The following is a 12415-nucleotide window of genomic DNA, read 5'->3' on the forward strand; positions in this document are numbered from 1 at the left end:
CCGGTCTCCCTTCTAGGCGTCCTCGGCTCCCGTCGGCTTGTCGCTTATGGAGCCAGTCTCATGCGCCCCTTGCGTGGAGAGCCGTTCGATGGCCGCTTCGGCCGCTTTGCGGCGTTGTTCGGTGCGCAGTATCCTGCGTTGTTCGTCGCTCAGGTCGAGCATGTCGTAGGTGACCTCGGAGTCGGCGGGCAGGATGTTGGCCTGCACGAGCTTGACCGCGGCGTCCGCTGCGGCCGCCCGGCTCGGCGTCGACGGGTTGCGCCATTGGGGGCGCACGGCCTGCACGTCGCCGTCACCGGCGGCCCGCTGTGCGCGGTCGATGACGTGACGCCACGGGTTGCCGAACCATCGGTGGCATTTCTCGGCGAGCAGGCAAAGCTCCTTGGTGGCCTTGTCGATCGCCTCGGCCGAGCTGGGGTTGTCGGTGAGCACGCCCATCGCGTCCGGCGGCAGGCTCGTGGCGGACGCGAACATCGTCGCGGTCTGCCTCAGCTGCGCGCTGTGCGGCTCGAAGCTGTACTGGGTGAACTGGCCGACCTGCGGCACTTCGCCGGATGAGGAGTCGCGCGGCAGGATGAGCATCTGGTCGAGCATGAGCCGCCAGCGCGGGATCGGGTTGCCGTCCTCGTCGGAGAACATCTCCTCGCTCGCGCCCAGGATGTAGCGGGGCGGCACCGAGTAGAGCTCGGCCTGCATCTCGCTTCGGAGGAACGTGCGCACGGCACTGTCGGTCAGGCTCATGACGGCGCGGTCGATGCGGCTGCGTCCGAACGGTCGGCGCTCGTCGGGCTTGTAGGCGAACAGTTCGCACGGGATGCGCTCCGCGTCGTCCTCGTAGCGATCGGCGACGTGCCAGCCGGTGCGGTCGTGTTCGATGGTGATGGTCATGCCGTAGCGCATCAGATAGGCGCAGTCGATGTGCTTGTAGTCGTCGGACACGTCGAACAGGAGCGCGCTTTCGAGCCGGTGGCGGCGCTTGTCCCAGATGCCGGTGGCCACGTCCGCGGTGAATTCCTGGACGATCACGTCCGGCTCTCCCAGATCCGTGTCGCCGGCGAGGACGGCGACGAAGGAACAGGAGTGCACGAGCGCGTCGGTGTGCACGCTGTCGGCGACGGCCATCAGGTCGTTGACGTCCATGATGGACCGCACGCGCTCGGTCAGGTCGTCGCCGGATTCGGATTGCAGCCCGTCCATGACGACGCGGTTCGCGAGTCCCTCGACGGCTTTGGCGGGCCAGCCGACGACGATGTCGATGTCGGCGGCGACGGGCGGCAACGCGTAGCCGATGTCGTGCAGTTCGTTGCGGCCGTCCATGTAGGCGCGGCGCAGCCGGTTGCGTTTGCATTTGGCGGTCAGACGGCGCAGGAGCGTGCGGTAGAGCCTGCGCTCGTCGGAGTCCAGTCCGCTGATCGTGTTGGGGAAGGTCAAGCTCATGGCAGTCGTATCACCCTTCTGGTCTCGAGCGGGTTGCGGTGTGTGGTGCACGCCCCGTGCAGTGCGAGCGTGACGGCGACGAGCGGGCTGATGTCCACGTCGGCGGTGCGTTTGTTCCAGCCGAACGCTCCGGATTGTCCGATGTTGCGTTTCGTGGCGCCCCTGACGGCGATGTCGAGCGCTTCCTGGCCTTGCAGGTGGTGCAGTGTGCCGTCACGCAACATATCGACGAACCGGCCGCATGCCTGCCCCATATCGGTGGAGTTGGTCAACGTGACACGTACGCCGCGGGCCTTGAGGTCCTGCACGAGCACGGTGGCCGGTGATTGGGCGTCGATGACGACGGTGCAGGTGCGGGCCCATCGTTCGGCGATCCAGTCGACCGCCCATGCGAGGCCGTTCCGTCCGGTGCTCTCGAAGCGTGCGAGTTCGATGTGGGCGGTCTTGTCCGCATACCGCATGCACGCGCCGATAGCCACGCTCGCACGGTCCGGCGGCATGTCGACCGCGAACGAGACCGCCCCGCCGTCGCGCCGCTCGCTGACGCCGGCCTGCTCCCACTGCTGTGGGTCGATGGCGTGGGCGATGTCGGTCTTGTCCCACACTCCCAACGCCTCGCGCCGGAACGCGTCGTCGGACAGCTGGCGGCGCAGACGCAGGATGCTGTTCTCGCTCGTACGTCGCGGATAGCTCGGATTGGCCCTACGCCATTGCTCGTGGTCGTCGAGGTCCTTGACGCCGTCGTCCGCGCCGAACTCGCACCACATGAGGCCGCGCTCGCCGGACAATGCCTCGCGTCGCAAGCGCGCGAACACCTCGCTCGGGTCGTTCGGGCGTGGTGGCGTGCCCATGTAGACGATCAGGCCGTTCGGCGCGGCGTTCACGGCGGGCACCATGTCCTCGAGCGCCTTCTCCGTGAGGATCTGCGCCTCGTCGAAGATCTCCACATCGATCGCGTCGAAGCCTCTGCCGAACCCCTGCTCGCGAGCGCCGAAGAGGATACGCGAACCGTTGGTGAACTCGATGGCCTCCTTGCCGGCTCCGCGCGAGACTGTGCGGATGTGGCGCGCGACCGCCTTGTTCTGGGCGAGGGCCTGCATGTGGCGGAACGTCTCGCCGGCGGTGCGCGTCCGGTGCGCGGTCCACAGCACCGTTGTGTTCGGCTTGAGGATGCACATCATGTTGACGCTGTTGCCGATCAGGAACGTCTTGCCGACCTGGCGGCATAGGCTCATCGCCGCGCCGCCGGTGCCGGCCGCATACTGTCCGTCCTTTGTCTTGCCGAACAGCAGCGTGCCGAGGCCGGCCTGCCATCGGTCGAACGTGATGCCGCATTTCGCGGCGAGGCGGCTGATCGCGTTCCAGTCGGAGCGCACGATGCCGTCGGGGTATTTCAGATGCTTGGCGAGTTCGCTCAGGCGTGGCTCAGATGAGGTCGGTGAGGATTGCGTCATCGTTCAGCTCCTCACTGGCCGGCAGCATGTCGCCGTCGTCCGCTTCCAGATCCTCTATTTGTTTGCATACGTCGATCAGCTGCTTGCTGATCGCCGCGAGCGCGCTTGCGGGGGTATCCGGATTGCCAAGCGCCTGCTGCAGCACGTCGCGGTTGAATCGCAATGTGTCGATAAGCGCGCCGTCCCGCATCCGCTCGAACGTGTCCTTGTCCAGTTCGGCGTCGACGCCGCTGGAGACCGGGACCGTCACCTTCTTCCTCGCCCGCTTGACATCGGGCTTCGCGCCGATCTTCTTGCGCAGCTCGTAGGCCTTCTGTTTGCACGCGGCGGAACAGTACTTGGGTTTGCGGCGCGCGTGCGCGGACGCGGAGAACTCCTTGCCGCAGATCACGCACTTCATGACGGCTCCTTACGTTTCCAAAACGTCAGCCTGACTTTTTACCGGATCCCTGTGAATATATCGGCACTGCACACGAGGTGGCCCTTCCGAGGCCGCCGGGGGTACCCTCCCCACCATCCGCCGGCCGGGCCGGCGTCGGCCGACGTCACCATGCGCTCGCGTGCAATGGCAGCGACGCCGCCTGTGGTAGCGGCCGCTGCTCGAGCCTGGCGCGCGCGTAGTCGTCGCTCTTGTTGCTCTTGAGTCGGTTGCAGCGTCGGTGCGTGAGCCTGACGTTGTCCCATGCGAGCGGGTCGCCGCCGCGCGACACCGGGATGATCTCGTCGACCTCGGCGCTCATCGGATGCGGCGAGCGCAGTGTCTTGTCGACCGGCTGTCCGCAGATCGCGCATGTGTCGTACGCGGCGAGCACGCGCTGCCTGAGCTGCCGGCGGCGATGCCCGTTCGCGCTGCGTGGATTGGCTCGTCCCATGATCCGCTCCCCCGATACGTTCACGGCCCCGGACAGTCCACACCGTCCGAGGCCGTACCTCGCGCTCAGCTACACGCGTCGCGCAATACTAGTAACCCTAGCGGTGACAGTCCGATCTGTCAACCGCGCGGCGCAGCAGCAGGATGTCCGCGAGCGCGTACACGGGATGCCCGTGTTCGTCTTGGCCGAGTGGTGTGAGGCGGCGGCGTTTGCGCCATTGGGTGATGGTGTTGCGCTTGATGGCGATGCCGCATGCGGTCAGCAGTCGGCACAGGTCGGCTGCGGTGCCGACGGTTCCCGAGGTGAGCAGGCGGAGTTCGTGTGCTTGGGTGATGCCGGCGAGCGCGGCGAGGTGTCCGCATTCTGGGCAGCGGTAGTCTCCAGTGATTGGCTGGGTTTCTGGGATCCATGCGCCGGCGCCGCAGCGTGGGCATATGCCGATGCAGCGGTGGCTGGGGTCTGGTTCGGTGAGCTGCTGGGCGTGCCAGGTGGCGTCGTCGATCAGGCGGATGATGTCCCATGCGTCGGCGCGGGCTGCGAGCGTCTCGCATGGCTCGGTCCGGTCGAGGCCCTTGAGCATGTCGTGCGCGTCCATGCGCCTGCCGTAGCGCAGGCCGGCGGCGCCGGCGAGGCGGCGTGCGAGGGCGTGGATCTGGTCGAGCAGGTCGGCGGCGGGCAGGTTGAGCGGTGTGGGCGCGCTGCTCATGCGTGCATGCGTGCCGGCGTGGCGGACTCTGATGCGTCGGGTCGCGAGCGCGTCGAGTGTGATCGTCTGTTCCCGCAGGTCGTGGATGTCGTGGCGGATGCGGGTTGTGTCTGGCTGCATGCGGTTGTCCTTCCGGTATCATGGATGGTGGTTCTGTCGCCCTTGATTCCGGAAGGATGATGGGGCTTTCTTTATGCTTCGACCTCGTCGGCGTAGATGCCGCGGTGGTGAAAAAGGTCATAGCGGGTAGCGAGATCCTTGAGCCGGGCGGCGTATATGTTTTGCGTGAGGTCGAGGATTGTGTCCACGATGTCGGTGATGTCGATGATCGCGATGGTCTGCGTTTTGGCGTCGTAGGCTTCGACGCGCATCCTGCGGTTGCCGCAATCGTCGAAGTCGTATCCGGTCACTGTCTCGCTGACGATGTCGTCGGTGCCTTCGCACATGCCGCAGCTGATTCTGTCGGCGACGAGCTGCTCGAGGATCGAGTGTGCGTCTGCATTTAGGTCGGCGAGGATCGTCTGTGCCACGGTGTGTGCGTCGTAGACGCGGGTGTTGGGTGCGTCGGTCATGATTTGGTCTCCTTGTCGTGTGCGTTCGGGTGGGCTTCGATGATGGCGATGGCCTGCGCGAGGCCTGATGTGTAACCGTCGTCGTAGTCGTAGTGGTCGCTGGTCCACGGGTCGAGCGCTTTCTGGCGTCGGGTGAACAGGTTGGTGATTTCCGCGAGCGCGGCATTGAGCGGGTCGTCGGGCATGGCTTCTCCCTTCTCATTCCCACAGCGGGACGTCGCTGAAGGTTGGCGGGGCCGGTTTGGGTGGTGGCGTGTGGCCGCCCGTGCGTATGACGTCGCTGACTTCGGCGACGCTGATGACGAGGCGTGCGGCGATCTGTGCGGCCGGGATGTTGTTGGCGTGTGCTTTGAGGATGCGGTCGATCTGCGTCTTGGTGGTCATGGTCAGTGCTCCTTGTCCGTGCCGGCGAGGACGCCTTGGGCGTTGCCGTAGATGAATCGTTGGATGAACCATCCGAGGCCTTTGGTGGTGAAGTGCGCGTATTGTCTGCTCAGGCGTCCGTCGTGGCGTTTGCCGACGATCGGTTTGAGGTAGCCGGGGTCGATGGCCTTGCGCGTGGGCGCGAGGGTGCGCTGCTCGAGGTAGCCGGCGGCGCGCAGCAGCCTGATGACATGGTTGCGGCACATGGTGCGGTCGAGCTGCATGAAGTGCCGGGCGGCGTCGGTGATGCTCATGCTGCCATTCGTGTCGCACAATGCCTGCGCGGCCATGGCCAACGGTTCGGTCTGCGCGATGCGCATGCGTTGCGATGCGATGATGCGGTCCTTGTCCGCGAGCGCGGACTGGGCGATGAGGACGGCGCGGGCGAGGATGCTTTTCTCGTCGTCGTCCGCCTTGACTGGGATGTAGCCGCCGGTGCGTCGGATGGTGGGGACGACCTCGTCGAACAGCCAGTGTTCGAATTCGACCGCCGCGGGCAGTTGGCTCGAGACGATCAGGCGGTACACGTCGCCCTCGCCGATGAACGCCATCTCCTGTGTTCCCCCGGCTGTCTCAAGGGGGTAGCGTTTCACGATACCCTTGCAGTGGCGTCGTATCGCGTCGTTCGGATTCGCGTATCCGAGTGCGCCGGCGATGTCGCGGGCGCAGTATTCGACGGTGTCGCCGTCCGTGTGGATGCGGACCGTGGCGCCGTGGAAGGCGTAGACGGCGGGTTCGTTCATGATGGTCTCCTTCATGTGCGTGTTCGAACGTTTGTTCTGATCTGGATCTAGAAGTGGTGGGCGTCGCTCCACCAGCTGACGAGCAGCATGGCGGCGCACAGGATCGCGAGCGCGGCGATGTCTTTCATGCATGCGCTCCGGGCGTGGTGTCCCATAGGGCGGCGAGCATCTCGCCTACTGTGGCGCTCGCGTCGGCGAGGGCGGCGAGTTTGCCGGCCGTGTAGACGAGCGTGTCGTGGTCGGCGTGCGGGTCGGCGGCGATGGTTTCGCTGATGTGCGCGATCCGCGTGCGCAGCGTGGCGAGCACGTCCTCGAGGGTGGCGACGCGTTCGGTGACGTTCGTGGCCATTGGTGGTTCCTTTCGGGAAGTGGTTAGAAGTCGTGCCATCCGGCCCAGATCGCGAGCGCGGTGAGGGCGGCGAGGATGACGGTGAGGACGGCGAGGATGTTCATCGCGGCCCCGTCCCGTCTCGACGCTCATCGCGGCGGCGCTCGCGGTGGTCTTGGATGCCGTGGGTGATGCTGATGGCGATGCGCATGAGCGTGCAGGCGGTCAGGCCGCCGAGGCAGAACGCGAAGAGCGGGCTCATGCGGCGCCCCCTTCCGCGAGCGCTGCGTGTTCGGGTTCGTCGGTCGGGTCGGTGAGGCCTTCGGCTTGGTTGAGACGATCGGCTTCGGCGGCGCAGGCGGTCATCCAGTCGGATGCGCCCCATCCGTGTCGTTCGTGGTCGTAGTCGGCTTCGTGCGGGCTCATGCGGGCCTGCACGTGGTCGCAGTCCCATGTGTGCCGGTGCGCGGACGACTCGGCCATGTGGCGGGTCGGCTGTGCGGCGGGTTTGGGCTGTTGGGTGAGGATCGTGACTTCGGTGTCGATCCACGTGCAGAACTCCGCACTCAGGGCTTTGGGTGTGGCTCGCAGCTTGTAGGCGGCCAGTCCTCGGGCGTGCAGTTTGCGGCGGAAGCGGGTGGCGAGCGCGCCCAGGTCGACTCTGGGATGCCCGGCGCGCTCGAGCTCGTCGGCGTAGGCGATGCAGGACGCGTCGGGCTCCCACACGTCGATCAGTTCGCTTTCGCTTCTCGTCTCCGCGGCGGCGGTGGCGGGCGCGCTCGCGCGTGCCTCCCCTACTTCCTCGTGAGAGGAAGTGTTTTGGTTTTGGTTTTGGTTTTGGTTTTGGTTAAAAGGAGTGGTCGGATTCACGTCGGCGTCCGGTTGGATTCCGTGCGGATTCCGTTCGGAATCCTTTTTGGTGGGTGTCGTGGCGGGTCTGCGGGTCTTGCGTTCGCGGTCCTTGGCGCGTGCGGCCTCGATGTCGGCGCGGCTGTTCTGCCATTTGGCATAGTTGTGGATCATCCAGCCGCCGTCGGCGGCGGGTTCCCATTTACCTTCGTCGACGAGGTAGTCGATGACGTCGTCGGGCACGCGCAGCACGTAGCGCACGACGGTCTCGTCGAGGCGGCCGTCGGTCAAGTTGTCGGAGGCGTAGCTGATCGCGGCGATGTAGTACGCGAGCGCGGCGGGGTTGACCGCGAGCATCTTCATCGCGGTTGGCGAGCGCCACAGGTCGTTGCTCAGGCGTGCGTAGCCCTTCTGCTGGCTCATGATTGCTCCTTGGCTGGTGTGATGTGGATGTCGATGCGCCATACGCCGGCGCGGCGGGTGGGCGTGCCCATCGTGTAGGTGCGTCGGCGCAGGTGGGTGTAGTCGTCGTCGGCCCACATTCCGGCGTCGGTCAGGCCGTCGACGAGGTGTTTGACGGTGGGTGCGAGGTTGTCGGGATCGGCGCGCGGCGGGCGGCGTGGATAGTGCATCTCGTATTCCACGTCCACGCGCAGGTCGCGCCTCCATGCGCGATGTCGGGCGAGCCAGTCGCGGCCGGCGACGTAGCCGGCGTGGCGCAGGTGCTTGGCGCGCTGCGCGTTCGCGTACACGTTCCCCTGTCCGCCGTTGGCCCTGAGCAGCCATGCCTTGGGCACGTCGACGCCGATCGTCACGCGCCCGCTCATGGCCGTTCCTTGGGATGCCAGGAGGCGAACACGGCCGTGTGGCCGTCCTCGTCGATGACGCGTAGGGCGACATGGAAGCCGGCGCCGGCGCGTGCGCGCAGCTCCTGCGCGACGGTGAGCGCCATGCCGCGCGTGTCGGGCCTGCCCCACATGCGCCACTTGCCCTCATGGGCGCGCAGGTCGGCGAGGAAGGCGCCCACGGGAGACGGATGGCGTCTTGGCGTGCGGTCGGCGGGCAGCATGTCGAGCCAGTCGTGTTCGAGATCCACCGGCTTCCGGTCCGCGAGCGCGAGCAGTTCGTTGGCGCAGCGGCGCGGGTTGTCCATGAGCGCGCGCGCCACGTCGGCGGCGCCGGCGGCGTCGAGCAGCATGCGCAGCTGCGCCTGCTCGTATGCCTCGAGCCGGCCGTAGGCGGTGCGGTACAGGCGGTGCGCGGGCGACGGTCCCGTCTGCGTCTCCTCCGCGCCCTCGCATGCCTCGTCGTGCTCGTCGTCGGTCGTGCCGGCGCCGATGTGCAGGCGTTCGCGTAGCCGCATCAGCTCGATGTCGCTCTCGTCGCGCAGCTGCTCGAACGCGTCCGCGACGCTCATCTCGGGATGCTTGCGCAGCAGCTTGTACGGGTTGAGCCGCTTCGCCCACTCGTGCTTCCTGCGCCACTGATGCACCGCTTCGGCGCGCTGCTGCGTCGTCAGCCGGATGTTCGGCTGGTGCATTCTGGCAACCATCAACGCCACCTCCTTAGAAGTCGTCTGCGTCGGCGCGGGCACCGAACGCCGTACCGAACCCGTCACCGTTGTCGTCGGCCCACGGATCCGACACCGCCGACGACGCCGAACGTGTGGCGCCGCCCTGATACGGCGCTCATCCGTTCGCGCCCTGGCGGTTCACCTGCGCGGTCGCGCGCCGCAGCGAAGGACCGATGTCCTCGACGCGCAGTTCGACGACGGTGCGCTGCGAGCCGTCCTGAGCCTGATACGAACGCTGCGTCAGACGACCCTGAGCGATGACGGACATGCCCTTGGACAGGCTGTGCGCGATGTTGCTCGCGAGCGCCGTATGCTGCGAGTCCCATGCCGAGCAGTTGAGGAACAGCGTGTCGCCGTCCTCCCACTGGTTGGTGCCCCGGTTGAACGTGCGCGTCGACGAGGCGATCGTGAAGTTGACGACCGTCGAGCCACTGCCGACGGTGCGCAGTTCAGGGTCGCGCGTCAGGTTGCCGACGACGGTGATGATGGTCTCCCCCGCCATGTGCTCTCCTTTGCTCGAATGTGTGTGGTGCGGACGCGCTGGGTGCGTGGAGTATCCCCGCGTGAGGGACGGGGCGGGATTGGCACCGTCGCGCACCCATCGCTCCCACGCGCCGGGCTATCATCGGCCGTGGGTGACGTTGACGCGTCCGCAGTGGGCCGGGAGGGAATCGCACCCTCCTCCACCACGCATCCCGCCGCCGGGGAAAGTAGAGAGAAGCCGCGGCGGTATGCGGATGGGGCTCTTGCACGGCCCCGTGCGGCCGCCGGTGTACTCATTGACGGCCGCTGTTTTCGGTTATCTGGTGTTTACGGCTTGGCCTTTGCCGTCCCGCGCACCACACGCACCTGAGGCATGGTCGCGGAAGACTTATGTCGGAGCACGCCCGCGAGCGCCCGTTTCGCACGGAGTATGCCGCGCTTGACGCGATTGCAGGCGCCGGCGACGGTGTCGATGGTCACGTCGAGCATGGGCAGTCCGTAGGCGAGGGACGCGATGAGCGTGAGCCATGCGATCGTGTATCCCCACGGCGCGCGGTAGAATCCGACGCCGCATGCCACGTAGAGGAACGATGCGATGGCGGCGGGGACGCTGAGCACGGCAAGCAGACGCGCCGGACGGGTGGGAGCCGGCTCCGTGATCGGGCCGTCGGTGTGGTCGGTGTGGTTGCGGGTGGTCATCTTCGGTCTCCTAGGTAGTCGTGGATGGATTGGACGGATATGAGCAGCGTCTTGGTGCCGGGTGCGCGCCGCGCGCGCAGGTAGCCCTGGTCGACGAGGGCGCGCACGTAGTCGGGGTCCTTGACGCCCATGTAGCGGGCGGCGTCCTTGACGCGCAGCGAGATGGGTTCGGCGCTGATATGCAGGACCTGTTCCATCAGACACCCCCTTCGTCCGTGCACGCCTCGTCGCCCCCGTCCGTGTCCTCGTCGTGATCGGCGATCATCCCGTCGATGAGATCGCGCACGTCCTTAAGACCGGCCAGGTAGCCGTCACGGTTCGCCTGCGCGCACGCGGCCGCCGTGTCGAGCATGCCGCCGAAACGGAAGGAGCGGCAGCGACCCTGCTTGGCGTCGTACGCGAACACGGTGGTCTCCGGGATGGTGCACGCCTCGTCGTCGGCGATGTCGTCGTCGCATGCGGCGGCAGGCGTCGCGCACTCCCGTGGTGTCGTCTCGCCCGGATCCGCGACGACGCGCGACCGCTGTTCGACGCTGATGTCGTGCAGGCGCTCGCGGCAGTCGGCGATGACGGTGGTCAGCAGGTCGAGCAGGTCGGTCTCCTGCGGGGAGCATTCGCCGTGCTGGTTGCGGCGTGCCAGGTCGCCGATCCGGTCGGACAGCAGCGGGATGACGCCGTCGAGCGTGGCCGCCTCGGCGGTCAGGTCCTCGTCGGGCAGGTCTGTGAGCGGCTCGAAGCTGAGTGCCGCGGTGTTCATGGTGTGGGCCTTTCTGATGGGTGTGGGGTCCTTTCCCGCCTCGCATAGACTGGTGGGTGCTAACCAAAAATCAAGCCGTCGCAAGGCGGGAAAGGAAGTATTGGAATGATGGATGTGTTGCATTTGGGACTGCCTGGAGCCGACGAGAAGCTGCTCTACATCCGGCAGGAGGATAAGGACGAGCATCTTCCGGGAAAGCTGCGCACCGCGGCGAAGACGAATGGCGTGCTGTCCGTTCATGCCAGCGTCAACGAAGACGGAAGCGATCCGGTGGATGTGATGGTCAATCCCGCACGGCTCGCGTACTGGTACATGGACGAACAGAAGCCGCAGCCGCTTCCCGCTAGGGTGTACTGACGAACAGGTCCTCGAACATCCTGTCGATGCGGTAGTCGTCGTTGGCCTTCACCACCGTCTTGACGATGGCGGCCAACGACGCTCCCGCGAGCGCGACGGCCATGCCGTATCCGAGCATCCTGACGCCGGCGAGCCACATGCGCTTGAGCTGGTCCACGCTCATTTCTCCTCTCCTTCCCCGCCCACGAGCGCGGTCTCTCGTGCTTCGGCGGCGTCGTCGAAGGCGTCCATCAGGCGGTGCGCCACGTGGGACGCATCGTCGGAGACTGGCGCGTACTGTTTCAGCACACGCAGATAGAAGCCGATGGCGCGGGCGCAGTGGGTCAGCGTCATCGCGTCGAGGCCGGCGAAGCTCGGCGGCAGCGTGATTTCCGGCACGTCGCCGTACCACAGCCGTTCGTACGCGTCGCGGTCCCGCGGCATGGGCTCGGCGGTCTGCGCGAAGCTGCGCTCGCGCAGCGCCTTGAGCCACTGGTCGATGTGGCCGCCGTAGACGTTGACGAGCTCGTCGGCAGCGTCGGCCTTGGAGATAGTGACCTTCCTCTCCGGCGTCTCGGCCGTCGTCTGCGGCTCGTCATGTTCGCGGATGGACTCGCCCCACGCCTCGAGGCGGGCGCGGTGGGCGTCCGCGGCGTCGTAGTAGGCGTGCAGGAGCTGGTCGAGCAGGTCGTGCCACTGGGTCCACGCCTTGGTGCCGAAGCCCACGCGGCCGTCGTCGCGCGCCTCGCGGTACTGGAAATCGACGGACGAGTACGTCTCCCACGCCTTGTCCGCCTCGGCGTCCGCCCGCTCGACCTCGCGGTGCAGCTCGGCGCATACCGGGCAGTCCATCCAGCTGATGCCGATGTCATGTGTCGTCGTGGTCATTTCGATTCCTCCTTGGACGCGAGCGCCGTCGGAGCAAACTGAGACGGGAGCAATTCGGAGGGGACGACGCCGACCGCCTCCGCGAGCGCGATAATGAATTCGAGCGTCACAGCCCGATATCCCTTCAAGGTGGAGTTCAGACTGCTGTAGGGGATTCCCGATTTCTCGGAGACCGCCTTCTTGGTCATGCCCTTGTCGTGGATAATCATCTCTGCCTTATGGCCGAAGTCTGCATTAACGTTGCTCATGTGAGCAATGATATTGCAGACATGACCAAATGTCAACGCCGGCGTTT

21 protein-coding genes and 1 pseudogene are annotated in these 12415 nt (G+C 66.4%); 1 reads left to right on the plus strand and 21 read right to left on the minus strand.

Going from position 1 to position 12415, the window contains the following annotated elements:
• Positions 1 to 12 precede the first annotated feature (12 nt).
• The 18 genes and pseudogenes from BcFMB_RS07830 to BcFMB_RS07910 all read right to left on the minus strand — a co-directional run bounded on the left by BcFMB_RS07830 (position 13) and on the right by BcFMB_RS07910 (position 10896).
• Positions 13 to 1437 (minus strand): phage portal protein, encoded by a 1425-nt coding sequence (locus BcFMB_RS07830; protein ID WP_099721477.1) that lies wholly within the window; start codon positions 1435 to 1437, stop codon positions 13 to 15.
• On the minus strand, positions 1434 to 2891 hold the full coding sequence (locus BcFMB_RS07835) for a terminase (protein WP_099721478.1): 1458 nt from the start codon (positions 2889 to 2891) through the stop codon (positions 1434 to 1436). Before BcFMB_RS07835 ends, BcFMB_RS07830 begins: the two co-directional genes overlap by 4 nt.
• The gene (locus tag BcFMB_RS07840; RefSeq protein WP_099721479.1) at positions 2863 to 3291 is read right to left on the minus strand and encodes a hypothetical protein; all 429 of its coding nucleotides are present in this window, start codon (positions 3289 to 3291) and stop codon (positions 2863 to 2865) included. Before BcFMB_RS07840 ends, BcFMB_RS07835 begins: the two co-directional genes overlap by 29 nt.
• A 145-nt stretch (positions 3292 to 3436) precedes the next feature.
• Positions 3437 to 3763, minus strand: a complete 327-nt coding sequence (locus BcFMB_RS07845; protein ID WP_232513790.1) for an HNH endonuclease signature motif containing protein — start codon at positions 3761 to 3763, stop codon at positions 3437 to 3439.
• A gap of 97 nt (positions 3764 to 3860) precedes the next feature.
• The gene (locus BcFMB_RS07850) at positions 3861 to 4589 is read right to left on the minus strand and encodes a hypothetical protein (RefSeq protein ID WP_099721480.1); all 729 of its coding nucleotides are present in this window, start codon (positions 4587 to 4589) and stop codon (positions 3861 to 3863) included.
• Positions 4590 to 4660: 71 nt separating this feature from the next.
• Positions 4661 to 5041: a hypothetical protein gene (locus BcFMB_RS07855; protein WP_099721481.1), complete on the minus strand. Its 381-nt coding sequence runs from the start codon at positions 5039 to 5041 to the stop codon at positions 4661 to 4663.
• The gene (locus BcFMB_RS07860; protein ID WP_099721482.1) at positions 5038 to 5226 is read right to left on the minus strand and encodes a hypothetical protein; all 189 of its coding nucleotides are present in this window, start codon (positions 5224 to 5226) and stop codon (positions 5038 to 5040) included. Before BcFMB_RS07860 ends, BcFMB_RS07855 begins: the two co-directional genes overlap by 4 nt.
• 13 nt (positions 5227 to 5239) lie before the next feature.
• A complete protein-coding gene (locus BcFMB_RS07865; protein ID WP_099721483.1) occupies positions 5240 to 5425 on the minus strand; it encodes a hypothetical protein in 186 nt (61 codons plus the stop codon).
• A gap of 2 nt (positions 5426 to 5427) precedes the next feature.
• Entirely contained in the window at positions 5428 to 6207 is a 780-nt protein-coding gene (locus tag BcFMB_RS07870) for a BRO family protein (protein ID WP_099721484.1), read from the minus strand.
• A 124-nt stretch (positions 6208 to 6331) separates the two neighbouring features.
• Positions 6332 to 6556 carry a hypothetical protein gene (locus BcFMB_RS07875; protein WP_099721485.1) on the minus strand — a complete coding sequence of 75 codons (225 nt, stop codon included), beginning with the start codon at positions 6554 to 6556 and terminating at the stop codon, positions 6332 to 6334.
• A 100-nt stretch (positions 6557 to 6656) separates the two neighbouring features.
• Positions 6657 to 6797: a hypothetical protein gene (locus BcFMB_RS09610; protein WP_157775212.1), complete on the minus strand. Its 141-nt coding sequence runs from the start codon at positions 6795 to 6797 to the stop codon at positions 6657 to 6659.
• Positions 6794 to 7807, minus strand: a complete 1014-nt coding sequence (locus tag BcFMB_RS07880; RefSeq protein ID WP_099721486.1) for a hypothetical protein — start codon at positions 7805 to 7807, stop codon at positions 6794 to 6796. The genes BcFMB_RS09610 and BcFMB_RS07880 overlap by 4 nt, the downstream gene beginning before the upstream one ends.
• Entirely contained in the window at positions 7804 to 8211 is a 408-nt protein-coding gene (locus tag BcFMB_RS07885) for a RusA family crossover junction endodeoxyribonuclease (RefSeq protein WP_099721487.1), read from the minus strand. The genes BcFMB_RS07880 and BcFMB_RS07885 overlap by 4 nt, the downstream gene beginning before the upstream one ends.
• Complete coding sequence (locus tag BcFMB_RS07890) at positions 8208 to 8936, minus strand: hypothetical protein (protein ID WP_157775215.1); 729 nt, start codon at positions 8934 to 8936, stop codon at positions 8208 to 8210. Before BcFMB_RS07890 ends, BcFMB_RS07885 begins: the two co-directional genes overlap by 4 nt.
• Positions 8937 to 9075: 139 nt before the next feature.
• A pseudogene (locus BcFMB_RS07895) lies at positions 9076 to 9459 on the minus strand (single-stranded DNA-binding protein); the annotation flags it as partial.
• Between the two features lie 308 nt (positions 9460 to 9767).
• Positions 9768 to 10139: a hypothetical protein gene (locus BcFMB_RS07900; protein ID WP_099721489.1), complete on the minus strand. Its 372-nt coding sequence runs from the start codon at positions 10137 to 10139 to the stop codon at positions 9768 to 9770.
• Positions 10136 to 10336: a hypothetical protein gene (locus tag BcFMB_RS07905; RefSeq protein WP_099721490.1), complete on the minus strand. Its 201-nt coding sequence runs from the start codon at positions 10334 to 10336 to the stop codon at positions 10136 to 10138. Before BcFMB_RS07905 ends, BcFMB_RS07900 begins: the two co-directional genes overlap by 4 nt.
• A complete protein-coding gene (locus BcFMB_RS07910) occupies positions 10336 to 10896 on the minus strand; it encodes a hypothetical protein (RefSeq protein WP_099721491.1) in 561 nt (186 codons plus the stop codon). The genes BcFMB_RS07905 and BcFMB_RS07910 overlap by 1 nt, the downstream gene beginning before the upstream one ends.
• Positions 10897 to 11001: 105 nt before the next feature.
• Here BcFMB_RS07910 and BcFMB_RS07915 point away from each other — a divergent pair, with 105 nt between their 5' ends.
• Positions 11002 to 11253 (plus strand): hypothetical protein, encoded by a 252-nt coding sequence (locus tag BcFMB_RS07915; RefSeq protein WP_099721492.1) that lies wholly within the window; start codon positions 11002 to 11004, stop codon positions 11251 to 11253.
• On the opposite strand, the gene BcFMB_RS09615 is transcribed toward BcFMB_RS07915, so the two are convergent.
• The 3 genes from BcFMB_RS09615 to BcFMB_RS07925 are packed head-to-tail and all read right to left on the minus strand — an operon-like array spanning position 11240 to position 12368.
• On the minus strand, positions 11240 to 11416 hold the full coding sequence (locus BcFMB_RS09615; RefSeq protein ID WP_157775218.1) for a hypothetical protein: 177 nt from the start codon (positions 11414 to 11416) through the stop codon (positions 11240 to 11242). The two genes, BcFMB_RS07915 and BcFMB_RS09615, sit on opposite strands and share 14 nt — an antisense overlap.
• Positions 11413 to 12120 (minus strand): hypothetical protein, encoded by a 708-nt coding sequence (locus BcFMB_RS07920; RefSeq protein WP_099721493.1) that lies wholly within the window; start codon positions 12118 to 12120, stop codon positions 11413 to 11415. Before BcFMB_RS07920 ends, BcFMB_RS09615 begins: the two co-directional genes overlap by 4 nt.
• Positions 12117 to 12368, minus strand: coding sequence for a helix-turn-helix domain-containing protein (locus tag BcFMB_RS07925; RefSeq protein WP_099721494.1), 252 nt, complete (start codon positions 12366 to 12368; stop codon positions 12117 to 12119). The genes BcFMB_RS07920 and BcFMB_RS07925 overlap by 4 nt, the downstream gene beginning before the upstream one ends.
• Positions 12369 to 12415 lie beyond the last annotated feature (47 nt).

This window comes from Bifidobacterium choerinum (assembly GCF_002761235.1).
Lineage (GTDB): Bacteria > Actinomycetota > Actinomycetes > Actinomycetales > Bifidobacteriaceae > Bifidobacterium > Bifidobacterium choerinum.

Bases quoted from the DNA above. Each gene is read 5' to 3' on its own strand.
- BcFMB_RS07900 (WP_099721489.1), bottom strand. From the start codon at position 10,139: ATGACCACCCGCAACCACACCGACCACACCGACGGCCCGATCACGGAG.
- BcFMB_RS07840 (WP_099721479.1), bottom strand. From the start codon at position 3,291: ATGAAGTGCGTGATCTGCGGCAAGGAGTTCTCCGCGTCCGCGCACGCG.
- BcFMB_RS07885 (WP_099721487.1), bottom strand. From the start codon at position 8,211: ATGAGCGGGCGCGTGACGATCGGCGTCGACGTGCCCAAGGCATGGCTG.
- BcFMB_RS07850 (WP_099721480.1), bottom strand. From the start codon at position 4,589: ATGCAGCCAGACACAACCCGCATCCGCCACGACATCCACGACCTGCGG.
- BcFMB_RS07875 (WP_099721485.1), bottom strand. From the start codon at position 6,556: ATGGCCACGAACGTCACCGAACGCGTCGCCACCCTCGAGGACGTGCTC.
- BcFMB_RS07915 (WP_099721492.1), top strand. From the start codon at position 11,002: ATGATGGATGTGTTGCATTTGGGACTGCCTGGAGCCGACGAGAAGCTG.
- BcFMB_RS09610 (WP_157775212.1), bottom strand. From the start codon at position 6,797: ATGAGCCCGCTCTTCGCGTTCTGCCTCGGCGGCCTGACCGCCTGCACG.
- BcFMB_RS07905 (WP_099721490.1), bottom strand. From the start codon at position 10,336: ATGGAACAGGTCCTGCATATCAGCGCCGAACCCATCTCGCTGCGCGTC.
- BcFMB_RS07920 (WP_099721493.1), bottom strand. From the start codon at position 12,120: ATGACCACGACGACACATGACATCGGCATCAGCTGGATGGACTGCCCG.
- BcFMB_RS07910 (WP_099721491.1), bottom strand. From the start codon at position 10,896: ATGAACACCGCGGCACTCAGCTTCGAGCCGCTCACAGACCTGCCCGAC.
- BcFMB_RS07860 (WP_099721482.1), bottom strand. From the start codon at position 5,226: ATGCCCGACGACCCGCTCAATGCCGCGCTCGCGGAAATCACCAACCTG.
- BcFMB_RS07865 (WP_099721483.1), bottom strand. From the start codon at position 5,425: ATGACCACCAAGACGCAGATCGACCGCATCCTCAAAGCACACGCCAAC.
- BcFMB_RS07835 (WP_099721478.1), bottom strand. From the start codon at position 2,891: ATGACGCAATCCTCACCGACCTCATCTGAGCCACGCCTGAGCGAACTC.
- BcFMB_RS09615 (WP_157775218.1), bottom strand. From the start codon at position 11,416: ATGAGCGTGGACCAGCTCAAGCGCATGTGGCTCGCCGGCGTCAGGATG.
- BcFMB_RS07830 (WP_099721477.1), bottom strand. From the start codon at position 1,437: ATGAGCTTGACCTTCCCCAACACGATCAGCGGACTGGACTCCGACGAG.
- BcFMB_RS07890 (WP_157775215.1), bottom strand. From the start codon at position 8,936: ATGGTTGCCAGAATGCACCAGCCGAACATCCGGCTGACGACGCAGCAG.
- BcFMB_RS07925 (WP_099721494.1), bottom strand. From the start codon at position 12,368: ATGAGCAACGTTAATGCAGACTTCGGCCATAAGGCAGAGATGATTATC.
- BcFMB_RS07845 (WP_232513790.1), bottom strand. From the start codon at position 3,763: ATGGGACGAGCCAATCCACGCAGCGCGAACGGGCATCGCCGCCGGCAG.
- BcFMB_RS07880 (WP_099721486.1), bottom strand. From the start codon at position 7,807: ATGAGCCAGCAGAAGGGCTACGCACGCCTGAGCAACGACCTGTGGCGC.
- BcFMB_RS07855 (WP_099721481.1), bottom strand. From the start codon at position 5,041: ATGACCGACGCACCCAACACCCGCGTCTACGACGCACACACCGTGGCA.
- BcFMB_RS07870 (WP_099721484.1), bottom strand. From the start codon at position 6,207: ATGAACGAACCCGCCGTCTACGCCTTCCACGGCGCCACGGTCCGCATC.